The sequence below is a fragment of the Enterococcus malodoratus genome, from assembly GCF_027659535.1.
Lineage (GTDB): Bacteria > Bacillota > Bacilli > Lactobacillales > Enterococcaceae > Enterococcus_A > Enterococcus_A malodoratus.
Map to the genome: position 1 here is coordinate 8,700 of NZ_JAQDPG010000008.1, position 17,139 is coordinate 25,838.

The 17,139-nt window shown below is 38.9% G+C and carries 15 protein-coding genes; 1 reads left to right on the forward strand and 14 read right to left on the reverse strand.

The genetic code is table 11. From position 1 onward, the window contains the following. From PGP85_RS13480 to rpsB, 13 genes are all read right to left on the reverse strand, one after another. On the reverse strand, window positions 1-690 hold a 690-nt coding region (locus PGP85_RS13480; protein ID WP_270327990.1), incomplete at its 3' end, for a translation initiation factor IF-2 N-terminal domain-containing protein. Between the two features lie 12 nt (window positions 691-702). Further along, complete coding sequence (locus PGP85_RS13485) at window positions 703-1,005, reverse strand: L7Ae/L30e/S12e/Gadd45 family ribosomal protein (RefSeq protein WP_034709432.1); 303 nt, start codon at window positions 1,003-1,005, stop codon at window positions 703-705. Beyond that, the gene (gene rnpM, locus PGP85_RS13490; RefSeq protein WP_010740330.1) at window positions 998-1,294 is read right to left on the reverse strand and encodes an RNase P modulator RnpM; all 297 of its coding nucleotides are present in this window, start codon (window positions 1,292-1,294) and stop codon (window positions 998-1,000) included. Before rnpM ends, PGP85_RS13485 begins: the two co-directional genes overlap by 8 nt. 19 nt (window positions 1,295-1,313) lie before the next feature. Beyond that, window positions 1,314-2,480: a transcription termination factor NusA gene (nusA, locus tag PGP85_RS13495; RefSeq protein WP_270327993.1), complete on the reverse strand. Its 1,167-nt coding sequence runs from the start codon at window positions 2,478-2,480 to the stop codon at window positions 1,314-1,316. A gap of 60 nt (window positions 2,481-2,540) precedes the next feature. After that, on the reverse strand, window positions 2,541-3,014 hold the full coding sequence (gene rimP / locus PGP85_RS13500) for a ribosome maturation factor RimP (RefSeq protein ID WP_270327996.1): 474 nt from the start codon (window positions 3,012-3,014) through the stop codon (window positions 2,541-2,543). Window positions 3,015-3,180: 166 nt separating this feature from the next. Continuing rightward, window positions 3,181-7,524, reverse strand: coding sequence for a PolC-type DNA polymerase III (locus PGP85_RS13505; RefSeq protein WP_010740333.1), 4,344 nt, complete (start codon window positions 7,522-7,524; stop codon window positions 3,181-3,183). A gap of 98 nt (window positions 7,525-7,622) precedes the next feature. Further along, complete coding sequence (gene rseP, locus PGP85_RS13510; protein ID WP_090402220.1) at window positions 7,623-8,891, reverse strand: RIP metalloprotease RseP; 1,269 nt, start codon at window positions 8,889-8,891, stop codon at window positions 7,623-7,625. Between the two features lie 223 nt (window positions 8,892-9,114). Continuing rightward, complete coding sequence (locus PGP85_RS13515) at window positions 9,115-9,909, reverse strand: phosphatidate cytidylyltransferase (protein WP_270328000.1); 795 nt, start codon at window positions 9,907-9,909, stop codon at window positions 9,115-9,117. Next, window positions 9,906-10,706 (reverse strand): isoprenyl transferase, encoded by an 801-nt coding sequence (locus tag PGP85_RS13520; protein ID WP_010740336.1) that lies wholly within the window; start codon window positions 10,704-10,706, stop codon window positions 9,906-9,908. Before PGP85_RS13520 ends, PGP85_RS13515 begins: the two co-directional genes overlap by 4 nt. A gap of 334 nt (window positions 10,707-11,040) precedes the next feature. Next, the gene (gene frr / locus PGP85_RS13525; protein WP_010740337.1) at window positions 11,041-11,598 is read right to left on the reverse strand and encodes a ribosome recycling factor; all 558 of its coding nucleotides are present in this window, start codon (window positions 11,596-11,598) and stop codon (window positions 11,041-11,043) included. A 1-nt stretch (window position 11,599) separates the two neighbouring features. Next, window positions 11,600-12,322, reverse strand: a complete 723-nt coding sequence (pyrH, locus tag PGP85_RS13530; protein WP_010740338.1) for a UMP kinase — start codon at window positions 12,320-12,322, stop codon at window positions 11,600-11,602. A gap of 127 nt (window positions 12,323-12,449) precedes the next feature. Beyond that, window positions 12,450-13,334, reverse strand: coding sequence for a translation elongation factor Ts (tsf, locus tag PGP85_RS13535; protein WP_010740339.1), 885 nt, complete (start codon window positions 13,332-13,334; stop codon window positions 12,450-12,452). 78 nt (window positions 13,335-13,412) lie between these two features. Then, window positions 13,413-14,210, reverse strand: coding sequence for a 30S ribosomal protein S2 (gene rpsB / locus PGP85_RS13540; RefSeq protein WP_010740340.1), 798 nt, complete (start codon window positions 14,208-14,210; stop codon window positions 13,413-13,415). Between the two features lie 410 nt (window positions 14,211-14,620). On the opposite strand from rpsB, the gene PGP85_RS13545 reads away from it, so the two are divergent. Beyond that, complete coding sequence (locus tag PGP85_RS13545; RefSeq protein WP_178982072.1) at window positions 14,621-15,100, forward strand: arginine repressor; 480 nt, start codon at window positions 14,621-14,623, stop codon at window positions 15,098-15,100. A 35-nt stretch (window positions 15,101-15,135) separates the two neighbouring features. Here PGP85_RS13545 and argS read toward each other — a convergent pair whose 3' ends face one another. Further along, on the reverse strand, window positions 15,136-16,827 hold the full coding sequence (argS, locus tag PGP85_RS13550) for an arginine--tRNA ligase (RefSeq protein WP_270328007.1): 1,692 nt from the start codon (window positions 16,825-16,827) through the stop codon (window positions 15,136-15,138). Window positions 16,828-17,139: the final 312 nt, after the last annotated feature.

A 17,139-nucleotide genomic window follows, 5' to 3' on the forward strand; every position in this document is an offset into this window, starting at 1 on the left:
GCCTTGATTTTGACGTTGCGCATTATTCGCATTGCCTTGTGTATTTGGTCGTTGGCCTTGGTTTTGGCGTTGTGCATTATTCGCATTGCCTTGTGTATTCGGACGTTGGCCTTGATTTTGACGTTGCGCATTATTCGTATTGCCTTGTGTATTTGGTCGTTGGCCTTGGTTTTGACGTTGTGCATTATTTGTATTGCTTTGTGTTGGTCGTTGCCCTTGGTTTTGACGCTGCGCATTGTTTGTAATGCTTTGCGCTGGTCGTTGACCTTGATTTTGGCGTTGCGCATTATTTGTATTGCTTTGCGCTGGTCGTTGGCCTTGGTTTTGCGTATTATTCGTATTGCTTTGAGTTGGACGTTGTCCTTGGTTTGAACGGTTTGCGTTCGCTGAGTTATTCTGTCTATTATTTTGTGTCAAGTCTTTATTTCCTTTTCTATTCTGGAAATTTGGGTTGTTCTTCGAGCTCTTTCCATGGAATTTTGGTTTTTCGTGCTGGTTAGCTGATGGTTTTGCTTGAGTAGTTTGTTCAGGCTTGCTCGAAAAAGCTTGTTTCAATTTTGATTCGTCATCCCCAGATAATGAACCCATATGATTTTTTACATCAATACCTAAAGTATGTGCTTTCTCTACAACATCCTTACTTGATTGATCCACTTCTTTGGCAAATTCGTATACTCTTTTTTTTCCCATGCAATCACCTTCCTAACCTGTTATTAACGTCATAATTTTGTTGGCGAACCCTTGGTCTAAAACCCCGATAACTTTTCGCGGTTTACCAATTGCACCTAAAATTTCTCCTTGAGTAAATTCGACAAAACATGTCGCTTGATAATATTTGCTTTTGTCTGATACCTTTTTTTGAGTGTTTTCACTCGCATCAGTAGTAACAATCACGAGTTTCACCTTATTTCTGCGAATCTCGTTGATCGTCATTTCTTCCCCTGTGATCAGTTTGCCTGCACGCATTGCAAGGCCTAACATGTTCAAGGCCTTCTGTTTATTCATTGCCAAAGAGCTCTTTTCTGGCTTTTTGGTGCTTCACATAATCAAGTAGTTCTTGATAAAAATCATCACTTAAATCAGTACCCAGCGTGCGGTCTAGAATACGTTTTTTCCATGCTTCTTCAACTTCAGCAGGTTCTAACGCAACATATGCTCCGCGTCCTGGTTTTTTTCCTGAAGGATCAATCGAAACTTCTCCTTCTTTTGACTTAGCGATGCGAATCAATTCTTTTTTTGGGAACATTTCACCGGAAACAACCGATTTACGCAAAGGAACTTTTCTTTTTTTCATTTGCTGTCCTCCCATTTGCTTATTCTTCATTTTGTTCAGAAGTGTTATTTTCAACATCCTCTGTCATTTCTACAGTTGTTTCTTCCACTTCTTCGTCTGCTGCTGGATCGATCTCTTCAACTTCTGTTTCATCATAATTTGCATAGAACTCTTCCATATCCGATTCAGATTTGATATCGATCTTGTGGGTCGTTAATTTAGCCGCAAGACGAGCGTTTTGTCCGCGCTTACCGATAGCTAATGACAATTGGTAATCAGGTACAACTACGGTACAAACTTTTGGATTATCAATATCGAAGATAACATCTTCAACTTGAGCTGGATTTAAAGAGTTCGCGATGAATACTGCTGGATCTTCATTCCATTCAACAATGTCCATATTTTCGCCTTTTAGTTCATTAACGATGGCTTGGACACGTTGTCCTTTAGGTCCGACACATGTCCCCACTGGATCAATATTAGGGTCAGTTGAACGAACCGCTACTTTTGCACGATCTCCAGCTTCGCGAGCGATACTTACGATTTCGACAATACCATCATAAACTTCAGGAATTTCTTGTTCAAATAAGCGGCGTAATAAATCTGGATGACTGCGGCTTACGAAAACTTGAGGTCCTTTTGACGTATTCTCTACGCGAGATACATAAACCTTAATACGATCATGTGGTTTATAATGTTCGTTGGGTATTTGATCTTGTTTAGAAAGAACTGCTTCAATTTTGCCTAGGTTGACATAGATATAACGATTGTCTTGACGTTCGACTACACCTTGCATAATATCTTTTTCATAGGCACTATATTCATTATAGATGATGCTGCGTTCTGCTTCGCGTACACGCTGCAAGATAACTTGCTTCGCTGTTTGAGCTGCGATTCGGCCGAAATCTTTTGGCGTAACTTCGAAACGAATTGTATCGCCGATTTCATACGCTGGATTGATTTTCATTGCATCTTTTAAAGAAACTTCTAATTGTGAATCCATTACCTCTTCTGTCACTTCTTTGACAGCATAGACATGAATGTCACCTTTCTTTTCGTTGAATTCAACTTCAACATTTTGTGATTGACCATAATGACGCTTATAGGCAGAGACCAAAGCAGCCTCCAACGCATCAATCACGATTTCTTTCGAAACACCTTTTTCTGCTTCTAGAGTATCCAGCGCATTCAGCATTTCTTTACTCATTTTGACTTTCCTCCTAGCTCGTACTAAAAAAACATTTTCTAAATAAGGGTGAGCAATAAATTAAAACTCGATCGCAAAGCGTGCCTTCGCGATATTTTTCCGATCAAAGACTATATCTTTAGTGCGTGTTTTGATTTTTACAGTCAATGTCAACTCATTTTCCGTTACTTCTTTTAAAAAGCCTTGGTATTGTTTTTCACCATCGACATTCTGGTATAAAGAAATATTGATGTATTGATTCATCGCTTTTTGGTAATCTTCTTCCTTTTTCAATGGGCGTTCGGCTCCAGGTGAAGAAACCTCAAGAAAATACGCCTGTGGAATCGGATCTGGATCAATCGAATCCAATTTATCGCTAAGTTTTTCGCTAACGAACGCACATTCTTCAATATCAATGCCGCCATCTTTATCAATATATACTCTTAAAAACCAGCTTTTTCCCTCTTTGACAAATTCAACTTCGACTAAATCAAAATTTTGTTCATCTAAAATTGGTGTTACTAAGTCAGTCACTGTTTCGACTACACTGCTCAAACTGTCGGCCTCCTTTATTCCATTAAAAAGAGTGAGCGAAAAATCCGCTCACTCACCATCAGTCTTTGATTACTTTGTTATAGTAGCACAATTCTACTGAAAATTCAACCTTGGTATTTTCATGGTGGAATTCTCTTTCATTTTAAAGCTGAATTTATCATTTTCTTTACATATCAAATAATGAAAGTTGATTTTCATCTGGCAAGTCTTTCAAGACACCATGAGTATCCATATACTCGATCAATGTCTTCGAAACTTTTCCGCGTGAAGCCAAATCTTCTTTTGATAAGAAAATGCCATTTTTTCTTGCTTCAACAATTTGTTTTGCTACGTTCAGTCCAAGTCCTGGAACGGCACGGAATGGCGCAATCAAAGTATCACCATCAATTACAAAATCTTGTGCATCCGATTTGTACAAGTCGATCATTCCAAAATGGAAATCACGTTCCAACATTTCATTACATAATTCTAAGACGGTCAATTGATTTTTTTCTTTCGTTGAAGCATCCATTCCTTTGTCAGTGATGGCTTTCATTGCAGCTTTTACTGCATCTTTTCCTTTTGCCATTGCGACTAAATCAAAATCATCCGCCCGAACAGAGAAATAGGCACAGTAATACAGGATTGGGAAATAAACTTTAAAGTAAGCTACCCGTAACGCCATCAACACATACGCTGCCGCATGGGCTTTCGGGAACATATACTTGATTTTTGAACAAGAATCGATATACCAATCTGGTACATTATTTTCCTTCATAGCTGATAAATAGGTTTCGCGCAATTCATCATCTATTTTATTCCACTGCCCTTTACGAACCGTCTCCATAATTTTAAAAGCCATACCACTATCGAGCCCCGCATGAATCAAGTAAACCATGATGTCATCCCGACAACCGATAACTTCAGCTAGGTTTGCTTCGCCACGACTGATTAATTCTTCAGCATTTCCTAACCACACATCCGTACCATGAGACAAACCAGAAATTTGCAATAATTCGGCAAAAGTCGTTGGGCCCGTTTCTTCCAACATACCACGAACAAAACGTGTACCAAACTCAGGAATTCCTAATGTACCGGTTTTAGAATAAATTTGGTCAGCCTCAACACCAAGAACCTGCGGACCGGCAAAAATTTTCATTACTTCTGGATCATCTGTAGGTATTGTTTTTGGGTCGACCCCCGATAATTCTTGCAGCATACGAATTACGGTCGGATCATCGTGTCCAAGAATATCTAGTTTCAGCACATTGTCATGGATTGAGTGGAAATCAAAGTGAGTTGTTTTCCATTCAGAATTTTGATCATCAGCTGGGTATTGGATCGGTGTAAAATCATATACATCCATATAGTCTGGAATAACGATAATCCCACCCGGATGCTGTCCGGTTGTTCGTTTCACACCCGTCGCACCTTTTGCCAAACGGTCAATTTCAGCATTGCGGAAATGCAGATTATGATCTCGCTCATAACCCTTTACAAATCCATACGCTGTCTTATCAGCAACCGTACCAATCGTTCCAGCACGATAAACGTAATCTTCACCAAATAGAACTTTCGTATAATTATGGGCCTCCGCTTGATAATCACCGGAGAAATTCAAATCGATATCGGGGACCTTGTCTCCATGGAACCCTAAGAACGTTTCAAATGGAATATCGTGTCCATCTTTATTCAGACGTGCACCACATTTAGGACAAGCTTTTTCCGGCATATCAAAACCAGAACCATAGGAACCATCTTCAAAGAACTCCGAATATTGACACTCAGGGCAATAATAATGCGGCGGCAATGGATTTACTTCGGTAATCCCAGTCATCGTTGCCACAAAACTTGAGCCAACTGAACCACGAGAACCCACTAAATAGCCATCGGCATTACTTTTATGCACTAGCTTTTGTGAGATCAAATAGATAACCGAAAATCCGTTACCGATAATCGAGGTTAATTCTTTTTCCAAGCGTTTTTCGATAATATCTGGTAATGGATCCCCATATAATTCACGTGCACGGTTATAACTTAAGTCTTTGATTTCTTCTTCCGAACCTGGAATTTTAGGTGTGTATAAAGCATCCTTGACTGGAATGATTTCTTCACAAGTTTCGACAATCTTGTCTGGTCCATACACAACAATTTCTTTTGCCAACTCAGGACCTAAGAAACTAAAGGCCTGCAACATTTCATCCGTTGTCCGGAAATGAACATCAGGTAAGCTATGGCGATTTAATGGGTTGGCTCCTCCCATTGAACTAACTAGAATCTTCCGATAAATAGCATCCTCCTTGTTCAGGTAATGCACATCTCCAGTAGCGACCACTGTTTTATCCAGATCTTTTCCAATCTGAATCAGGTTTCGCAGGATATCTTCTAAATCCGATTCATTTTTTACTAGCTCTTGTTCGATCAAGGGGGCATAAACAGCTTTGGGCATGACTTCAATATAATCATAAAAGGCTGCACGATTTTTCGCCTCTTCGACCCCTTTTTGCATCATTGCTTCAAAGATCTCACCTTGTGAGCAAGCAGAACCGACCAAAAGGTTTTCACGCAATTTATTTAGTTGTGAGCGGGGAATCCTCGGCACACGTTCGAAATATTCGATATTCGACATCGAAATCAGTTTGAATAAATCTTTTAGACCATCCTGATTCTTCGCTAAAATTGTGACATGAAATGGTCGTGCACGTTTATATGAATCTCCTTCACCCACGTGATCATTTAGTTGATCGTGATAGTTCATGTCGTGTTTCTCAATTGCTTCCTTAACAAAAATCCACGCGAGATGTCCCGTAGCTTCCGCATCATAAACTGCTCGGTGATGTTGTTCCAAATTGATACCAAACTTTTTCGTCAAGACTCCTAGTCCAAAACGCTTATACTCTGGATATAAGAAACGTGCCAATTCCAGTGTATCAATTACCGGGTTAGGTGTTTCCGGCATACCATGACGGACATACGTAGTGTTGATAAACCCGATATCAAAAGTCGCATTATGAGCGACTAAAATTGTGTCTTCACAAAATTTTTCAAATAATTCCATGACTTCTTTTTCAGGTTTTGATCCTCGAACCATTTCATCAGTAATACCAGTTAAATTAATGGTCGTCTCAGATAAAGGATGTCCCGGATCAATAAATTCTTCAAAAGTATCGATGACATTTCCTTTGTGCATCTTGACCGCGGCCAATTCAATGATTGTATCATAAACCGCTGACAGCCCAGTGGTCTCCACGTCAAAAACAACATATGTCGAATCAGTTAGAGATTCATGAGCACTGTTGTAAGCGATAGGTACACCATCAGAAACAACATTCGCTTCAACTCCATATAAAATTTTGACGCCGGCTTTTTTCCCTGCCGCATGAGCATCAGGGAATGACTGCGCACCGCCATGATCTGTAATCGCAATCGCTTTGTGTCCCCATTTACCTGCTTGAGCCACTAAATCACTAGCACTGCTGATAGCATCCATAGTACTCATATTGGTGTGCAAATGTAATTCGGACCGTTTTTCTTTCGCCGTATCTTGCCGTTCCGGATGCTTCACTTCTTGAATGTCCTGTGCATTCATAACCAGATCTCGCATGAAGGTATCTTCTTGTACACTTCCGCGTACACGAATCCAACTATTATTGGCGATCGCATCAAATATTTGCTCATCTTTTTCACCATTAGAAAATTTCTTTACTACAAAAGATGAAGTGTAATCCGTCATTTTAATAATCAGGATTTTACGTTTTGATCGCAGTTCACGTACTTCTTTATCAAAGATAAACCCTTCGATCGTGATCCTGCGTTCTTCTTCGATAATATTTCCCATCGGTGTAATTGCTTCATCCGCAGGTATATTGCGGCCCATTTGAACTGGTCCATCGAAATGACCAGCACTTTCCTTCTTCTCTTTTTTCTTTGATTCGTATTGAGCTAAGCTAGCCGCAGCTTGCTCCTGCATCGCTTGAGCCTGTTCTTGTTTTCGAACTTCGAACTCTTGCAGCTTTTTATCAGCTTGTTCCTTATCAACTTCAGGATCAATTCGCAGATGCGGGAAACCATAAGAAACTAAGTTTTCTTCTATTAAGGGTAAATATTGTTGCCTCAAAAATGGAATGACTGTCTCATTATCAATCAATAGGACAATCCGTTTTCCTTGAATTAACGGTAAAGTCTTGCTTAATACTTGTTTCACTAATGGCGTATCACAGTCTTGTTCATTCAAGGCCAACTGCCAATAGTTCTGCAATAGTTCTTCTTCAAATTGACCGTCTTCTGGTATGATATGTAGTTTCACCTTTGCAATCGATTGAAAGGCAAGTTGCAACTTTTGATGAAATGAGTTAAACAAATTTGCTGGTAAAATTTTAGGGGTTTGAATAAAAAATTCCCATACACGAGATTTTTCATGAACAACAACTTCTTTAATCTCAGAAGTTTGAATCATTAAATGCTGTTGCTCTGTCTCGGGCAATTCAATTTGTCGTAATAAATTTTCGAATAGCTCACGATTTTTAGACAAAATGACATCTCCTTCACTTTTTCAAGTATGTTCCAGTATACCTGTTTTTTTTTATGATTGCATTAGAAAAAGGATCGAAAAAATTTCGATCCTTTCATTTAAAAAAAGAAGCGTTGAATATCGTTCCATGTGACTAAAATCATCAGAAGCATGATAAACCCAAAACCAATCATGGTAATCATACCCTCTTTATCTGGGTCTAACGGTTTCCCACGAATCCCTTCAATCAGATTCAATAAAATTTTTCCGCCATCAAATGCTGGAATCGGTAGTAAATTGACGATGCCTAAGTTAACTGATAAGAGTGCCATCAAATAAATGACTGTCTTGATTCCTGCACGCGATGCTTCCGCAGACATTTGATACATCATAACAGGTCCACCAAGCTTATCTAGACTAAATCCAGTGAAAAGGGAACCTAAGGCACCAAAAATTCTTTTAACCATATCCCATGATTGAGTTACTCCCCCAACGATCTTATCACCAAAACCAGTCTTCATGTACGGGGTTACACCAATTTGCCCAACCTTTTCACCATTGCTCTTGACACTTTTCGGGGTCAATTGGACCGTTTTCTCTTTTCCGTTTTGTTCGATGACCATTTTTAAATCTTCACCTGGTTTTTTCGTAACTGTACTCGTTAAGTCATCCCAGGAAGAGATTTTTTTACCATCAACTGAAAGAATCGCATCATGATCCTTTAGCCCAGCAGCAGCAGCCGGACTGTCTGCCTGAACCGTTCCAATTTGATTCGTATTGTAATCCGCAACTCCACCCTGTAAAAAGGCCAGTGCAATAAATAATATGACTGTCAAAATAAAGTTGTTCATCGGACCGGCAAAGTTGGTTAAAATGCGTGAGCCTAACTTCGCAGACTGAAATTGCACATCCCGTGGCGCAATTCGAACTTCCGTGCCATTCTCCTCAATCACTGTAGCGTCATGTTTTACCTTGTAAGTGATTTCCTGACTCTCATCACCATTTACGTATCCTCTGATAATCAAATCGTCGACTAGATCAGCAGAGATCAACTCCATCGGTATACTATTAGGCAATTGAATTTTTTTACTTACATTGATTCGCCGTACTTCATCATCAGAAGTCAATTCAACCGATAATGGCAATCCTGGACTAAGTTCAGTCTCTTCATCCTCTAAACCAGCCATTCGAACATACCCGCCGATTGGCAATAAGCGTAATGTATAGGTCGTACCATCTTTTCCCATATGAGCAATAAGTTTTGGCCCCATGCCGATTGAAAATTCTCGAACTAAAATTCCTGAACGTTTTGCAAAGAAAAAATGTCCGAACTCATGAACAATAACAAGGACACCAAAAACGATTAAAAACGTAATAATCGTACGCATAATTTCCCTACCTTCACTAATTCTTAGAGTTAGTTTATCACAGTATCAAAAAAATATATCCTTTTCTCGTTCTTTTCATAGAAAATTTAAAAAAAGCTCCGAATAACTTCAAATCTCTCTTTTCAACTTTTGTTAATTGCTGATTAGATTACTTTTTAGCTATCAGAACCTAATTAATAAAGGCACTCGTTCAACTTACAAAAAAAGAGCGATTCCGCTCTTTTTAAAACACTCCTAATAGGTGCATCATTGGAAAGACGAACAGCATACTGTCAAAGCGATCCAAGATACCTCCATGTCCTGGTAAGATATTGCCAGAATCCTTTACACCATAATGACGCTTAATCGCAGATTCAACCAAATCGCCAAATTGACCAACAATCGAGAAAATAATTGTAAAAATAATCATCGTCACTAAATTGTGCTGAAAAACTTGCGGTTGGACTAAGAAAAATACTACCGCAACAACCACTGAACTGACGATTCCGCCAATCGCCCCTTCGATAGTCTTATTCGGTGAGATATCTGGCCATAACTTGTGTTTGCCGATTTTCCGGCCAACCATGTAAGCTCCGATATCTGTCGCCCAAACGATAAAGAAAGCAAAAAGCAATATTGCTAGACCGTCAGCTCGTGCAGTTACTAAATTTTGAAAACCAACACCAACATAAAGACTCGCCACAACCGGAAAACCAGCCTCGTCTATAGTATACGTATTTTTTGAAATAACAGAAAATCCTAGAATAATCATTACTGTTAAATAAAATAATAGAAAATTACTGTTATTCCCGCTTAAGAAGGGCATCCATCTTTCTGCAGGTAAAACCAAAAATACTGCTCCTATGATTGACAATACACCCTCAAAACTCAGAATTGCAAGTCCCTTCATACGGAATAATTCATATACACCAATTCCCGCTAAAACGGCCGCCGCTAATTCTACCGCAATCCCGCCAATATACAAAATTGGAATAAAGATCACTAATGCGACGACCGCAGTAATGACTCGCTGTCTCATTTTTTATCCTCCTTTTTCAAGCCGCCAAAGCGCCTGTTCCGCTGTTGGAAAGAAGCGATCGCCGTTTCCAAATGTTCACCGTCAAAGTCAGGCCACAATGCTTTAGTAAAATATAATTCGCTATATGCTAGCTGCCATAGCAAGAAATTGCTGATACGCTCTTCTCCGCTTGTGCGAACAACTAATTCGGGGTCGCGTAATTCCTTTGGTAAAAATCCCGTCATTAAATGCTCCCCTACAACATCATCCGTAATTCCTTCGACAGCCAATTCGTCATTCTTAACTTCCTCAGCCATTTGTTGGATCGCCGTAATGATCTCAGCACGGCTGCCGTAGTTCAAAGCAAAATTTAAAACTAAGCCGTCATTTTGCGCTGTTTGCTCGATTGCACGTTTCACTGCATCCTGCGTATGAGTAGGCAAATATTCTTCGTATCCCATTACATGAACCTGTACATTTTCCTCAATTAATTCCGGAACAAAGGTGTCAAAAAAATCCACCGGCAATTGCATCAAAAAGTTCACTTCTTCTTCCGGACGCTTCCAATTTTCTGTCGAGAATGCATACAAGGTTAGTACCTTTACGCCTAAACGATTCGCATGTTTCGTAATCTTTTTGACCGTTTCCATGCCCTCTTTATGGCCTGCTATTCTTGGCAGGCGGCGATTCTGTGCCCACCGTCCATTACCATCCATAATGATTGCAATATGTTTTGGGACAGCACCTTCAGGATCAAAAACGAAGGACGTTTCTTCCGGTGTATATTTTTGTTTTTGTGGAAAAAATCGCAATACCATGTTTTCCCTCCTCTATTAAAATACAAAATGAAAATACTTTTGAAAAGTCATCTGCCATTATAACAATAAAATGCAGTTATTCCTACGAAAATTAAAGACCTTTAGGCTTTTTCAATTTTTTTTAATCGATTATTTTTTCAGAAAACTCTCTCTTTATGCCGTAAACTCTTAGTCATGACCTTATTATCCAGACAACCTTATCGAAACATCCATGATTTAAGAGCTGTGTAAAAATTAAGTATTTGTTGGAATTCTTTATAATATACGCTTCTTCTATCAGGTTGAGAAAAAAAGAAAAAAGCCCGAAGAATACTCTTCAGGCTTGAGTAGTAAATTAAACTTCTAGTAATTCTTTTTCTTTTTCAGCAACAATTTGATCAAGGGCTTTGATATTATCATCTGTTAACGCTTGAATATCTTTTTCAAGATCGCGTAAATCATCTTCTGTCAAATCGCCATTTTTTTGTTGCTTCTTGTAATCGTCCATTGCATCGCGTCGAATGTTACGAACAGCAACCTTAGCACCTTCAGATTCTTTTTTCACTTCTTTAGCCAATTCTTTACGTCTTTCCTCTGTTAATTGAGGAATTACAAGACGAATTACATTTCCATCATTCGCTGGGTTCAACCCAATATCACTAGCCATGATTGCTTTCTCAACGTCACCAATCATATTTTTATCAAACGGTGTAACCATTAATACACGTGCTTCTGGTATTGTGATTGATGCCATTTGATTAACCGGCGTAGGTACACCGTAGTAGTCAACAGTGATACGATCAAGTAGGCTTGCGTTCGCACGACCTGCACGAATTTGACCTAATTGACGTTGTAAAGCTTCTTGGGCCTTCTTCATCTTGTCTTTTGCTTCATTCATTACTACATCTGCCATGTTATTTCCCCCTTACAGTTGTCCCGATATTTTCACCAAGTACAACACGTTTAATATTTCCTGTTTCATTCAAGTTAAAGACAACAAGTGGAATATCATTGTCCATACTCAATGAGCTTGCCGTTGAATCCATGACTTGTAATCCTTTAGCAATCACATCTAAATGAGTCAGTTCTTCATACTTCACTGCATTTTCATCAAGTTTTGGATCAGCCGAATAAACACCATCAACATTGTTTTTCGCCATCAAAATAACATCCGCATTCACTTCTGCCGCTCTCAATGCCGCTGTCGTATCCGTTGAGAAGTAAGGATTCCCAGTTCCACCTGCAAAAATCACAATACGTCCTTTTTCAAGGTGGCGTTCTGCTTTCCGACGAATATATGGTTCAGCGATTTGACGCATTTCGATTGATGTTTGAACGCGTGTTGGCACATCGATATTTTCCAACGCATCCTGTAAAGCTAGTGCATTCATTACAGTAGCTAACATGCCCATATAATCTGCTTGTGCACGTTCCATTCCCATTTGAGCACCGATTTGTCCGCGCCAGATGTTTCCACCGCCAACGATGATTGCCATCTCGATCCCTAAATCATGTACTTCTTTGATTTCTTCAACAATTTCTTGGATCACTGGCGGGTTAATACCAAACTTTTCATCGCCTGCCAAGGCTTCCCCACTAAGCTTCAATACTACACGTTTATACTTTGGTTCATTCATCACAATACCTCCACTGTCACTCTATTGATATTTTATCATACTCTGTCTTTGAAGCGAGTCAAAATTGAATTTGCTTAAAAAAAGGGAGCGCACATGCTCGTGCGTTCCCGACTGCTAAAAAGCAGAATTATTTTTTAATTTGGCTCATAACTTCTTCAACAAAGTTATCTTCACGTTTTTCGATACCTTCGCCGACTTCGAAACGAACGAAGCTTGCAACTGTAGCACCTTTAGAAGATACATATTTTTCAACAGTCATATCAGGATCTTTGACGAAAGGCTGATCAACCAAAGCGATTTCTGCTTTGAATTTATTTAAACGACCAATAACCATTTTTTCAACGATATTAGCTGGTTTGCCTTCATTCAATGCTTGTTCAGTTAGAACTGACTTTTCATGTTCTAATTCTGATTCAGGAATTTGACTTTCGTTTACATAACGAGGGTTGATTGCAGCAACGTGCATTGCAACGTCTTTTGCAACTGATTCATCAGTTGTGCCATTTAATAAAGCTAATACGGCAATACGTCCACCCATGTGCAGGTATCCGCCAAATGCTGCGTTATCTTCTTTTTCAACAATTTCAAAACGGCGGAAATTGATTTTTTCACCGATAACTTGTGTCGCTTCGATTAATGCAGCTTCTAAAGTTTCACCTTTAGCAGTTTTTAATTGCATCGCAGCATCCATGTCTGCTGGTTTGTTTTCGGCAACTAATTCAGCGATCTCTTTTACTAGGTTTTGGAACATTTCATTTTTAGAAACGAAATCTGTTTCAGAGTTCACTTCTACGATTGCCGCAGTATTTCCGTTGACTGCAACTGAAGCTAAACCTTCAGCAGCGATCCGGTCATTTTTCTTAGCAGCTTTAGCCATACCTTTTTCACGTAAAAGATCAACAGCCTTTTCCATTTCGCCTTCTACTTCTACCAATGCTCGTTTAGCATCCATCATACCTACGCCTGTCATATCGCGTAGTTCTTTTACCATTTTAGCTGTTACGTCTGCCATTTTAAAGGCCTCCTTATTTTTTCTAAAAAAGCTGCTTCAAAGGATTTTATTTACTTTGAAGCAGCATATGCTGCGAAATTATTCAGCTGATTCAGTAGAAGCATTTTTACCTTCTACTACATCAACGATTTCTTCGATTGAAGTTGCTTGTCCGCCATCTTCAGCTACGAAGTCTGCTTCTGCTACTTGATCTTCTCCTTGATTACCTTCGATGAAAGCATCAGCCATTTTTGCAGTGATTAATTTCACAGCACGAATAGCATCGTCATTTGACGGGATAACCACATCAATTTCATCTGGATCGCAGTTTGTATCAACCATAGCAACGATTGGGATGTTAAGTTTTTGAGCTTCTTGAACAGCAATACGTTCTTTACGAGGATCAACAATATACATAACATCTGGGATGCGAGGCATATCAGCAATACCGCCTAAGAATTTTTCTAAACGTTCACGTTCTTTGTTCAAACCAACAACTTCTTTTTTAGGCAATACTTCGAAAGTACCGTCTTGTTCCATAGCATTGATTTGTTTCAAACGAGAAATACGTTTTTGGATTGTATCCCAGTTAGTTAAAGTTCCACCTAACCAACGATGGTTCACATAATATTGACCAGCGCGGATAGCTTCTTCTTTAATTGCATCTTGAGCTTGTTTTTTAGTACCTACGAACAACGCAACGCCGCCATCTTCAGCAACATCTTTCATATAGTCGTAAGCTGCATCTACCAATTTGACTGTTTTTTGCAAGTCAATGATGTAGATTCCGTTTCTTTCTGTGAAGATGTATTTCTTCATTTTTGGGTTCCAGCGACGAGTTTGGTGACCAAAGTGTACGCCGGCTTCTAGTAATTGTTTCATAGACAATACTGACATTTGTGTTTCCTCCAATTGGTTTTTTGTTTTCCTCTCCTGCTCTCTTCTTTGCAAGGAACTGACAAGCAGCACCGCCTTACAAATCAAGCCAAGATGTGGATTTTATGTGTATAGTCGCCCACACACAATTAGTAATTATACAAGAGTCTTTTTGATAAATCAATCTTTTTTATTTATACTATGTATGATTAATATTTATCAAGGAATACTGTTTAAAAAAACTTTTTCTGCTATACTGAGTGCATAATTATCATTTAGTATGCTGGTTCTGTCTTTGGCAGAATCGGTTAGGACATACCTCTCAATAAAAAAATTTTAGAATTGTCCCTTAAAATGATTTATGGCATGAAGATCAAATTAAATTTTTGATTAAAAATTTAATTTATTACTATCGATTAAGGAGATTTTTTATGCGAAAAAAGGACCGTCACGAACTAATTAAACAAATTATTTCGGAAAACCCGATCCGAAATCAAAATGAATTAATGGATTATCTACAACAATTTCATGTTTCCGCCACACAAGCGACCATTTCGCGAGATATTCGTGATTTGAAAATTGTCAAAACTATTGACGATACCGGCAAACCACGCTTTGAACTTTTTCAGGATCATCAAGCGCCTACCGAAGATGATGATATCAAACGTCTAATCCGCATGACTAACGAAGTAATCGTGAAAGTCGACACAGTACAGTTTATGACCATTGTTAGTACCTTACCAGATAATGCGCACTTACTAGCCTCTGTTTTAGATGACCTTTCAAGCGAGTTAATTGTTGCTACGATGGCGAGTTTTGATACTATCATCATTATCTCGAGAGCACCCGAAGACGCGGCGCAAGTTGCCACCTTCTTACAAGATCCAACCAGTACATCCATTTTTAATTAGAAAAAAACCGGAGAATATCTTCTCCGGTTTTTTGTTTACATTTTATTTGGTGCATGAACACCTAATAAGCGCAAATCTTCTTTTAAAATTACTGTTACTGCGTGAACCAGCGCAAGCCGCGCCTCTTTTTGTTCATCATCAACCAAAATTTTCGTATGTGCGTAATACTTGTTAAACGCTTGAGCCAATCTAATTGAATGTTTCGCAATAACAGATGGTTCATATTGATCTGCCGCTTGCATCACAACTTCCGGATAGCTTTGCAACAATTTGATAATCTCCCAGCTATCAGAATCGTTCAATGCATAAACCGTTTCTGCATCTACTGTAAACCCAGCTTTTTCTAAGATACTCATAGCACGAGCGTGAGTATATTGAACGTATGGGCCTGTTTCCCCTTCAAAGCGAACAACCTCTTCCAAATTGAAATCAAAGTTATTCAAACGATCATTTTTTAGATCATGGAAGATGACCGCACCGACACCAACTTGATGAGCAACTTCTTCTCTGTTCGGTAAATCAGGATTTTTCTCTTGGATTTGCGCTAACGCAGACTCTTTTGCTTCGTTTAAAACCTCTTCTAGTAAAACGATTTTTCCTTTACGTGTAGATAATTTCTTACCATCTTTCGTAATCAACCCAAAAGGAATATGAACCATTTCGTCTGACCAATCAAAGTCCATTTCTTTAAGGACCGCTTTTAATTGTTTGAAATGTCCGCTTTGTTCGTTTCCTACAACATACAATGATTTAACAAAGTTATACTCCCGTTTACGATAAAGTGCTGCGGCTAAATCACGAGTGATGTATAGGGTCGCACCATCAGATTTTTTGATCAATGCTGGATTCAAATCATATTTTTCAAGGTCAACAATTTCAGCGCCTTCATTCGTTTGCAGCAAGTGCTTTTCTTCTAACATTGTTACAACTTCATCCATCTTGTCATTGTAGAAAGCCTCACCATTGTATGAATCAAAGTCAATTTCTAACATACCATAAATTTTGCTGAATTCTTTCAATGATTCACTGCGGAACCATTTCCACAAATTTAAAGCCTCTTCATCATTTTCTTCTAGGCGTTTGAACCAAGCCCTCGCTTCATCATTTAATTCAGGCTCTTCCTCAGCCTTTTCATGAAATTCTACATATAGACGTAATAGTTCAGTAATCGGTTCGGCCTTAACTTTTTCCTCAGAGCCCCATTTTTTATAGGCAACGATCAATTTACCAAATTGTGTTCCCCAGTCACCCAAATGATTAATCTTAATCGGATTGTAGCCAATTTTACTCAAAATCAAACTAATTGAATTACCAATTACCGTTGAACGCAAATGTCCCATTGAAATTGGTTTGGCAATGTTTGGCGAAGACATATCAATAGTAACATTACCTTCATTTCCAATATTGCTGTCGCCAAAATGCTTTTCTTCTTTTGCAATTTGCTTTAAGACCATACTTGAAATGACTTCTTTTTTCATAAAAAAGTTCAAATAGGGTCCAACAACTTCGATTTTTTCAAATGTTTCTGGATTGATTTTTTCAGCTAACTCTGCGGCGATTTGCTGTGGCGCTTTACGGAACACTTTTGCCAAGGAAAAGGCTGGAAATGCAACATCTCCATGATCCACTGACTTAGGATTTTCTAACAAACGCTCCACTTCCGGCAACGTAAGGTTATCCTTGACCACTTCAAAAACAGCTTGTGCAACGATTTCTTTATTATTCATCCAAAATTCCTCCTTTTATTGTACGGCTGACTCCTAATACAGAAATCATCTTTAAATACCAGAAAAACGAGTCTGATTTCTATCTCGCCTACGGTTCAATTAATAATTTGAAAATTTAAAGCAGAACTCGCAAAAAAAAGTCTCTGATGTATAATAACATCAGAGACGAGAATTCCCGCGGTACCACTCTTATTGTCGTAAACGACCAACTCAGACTATAACGGTAGCTGCCGATTCACCTCAAAAGTGCGCCCTCTATTTTTGTTTATCCGGCTCTCACCTGCCCGAACTCGCTGCAAAACAGACCATAGA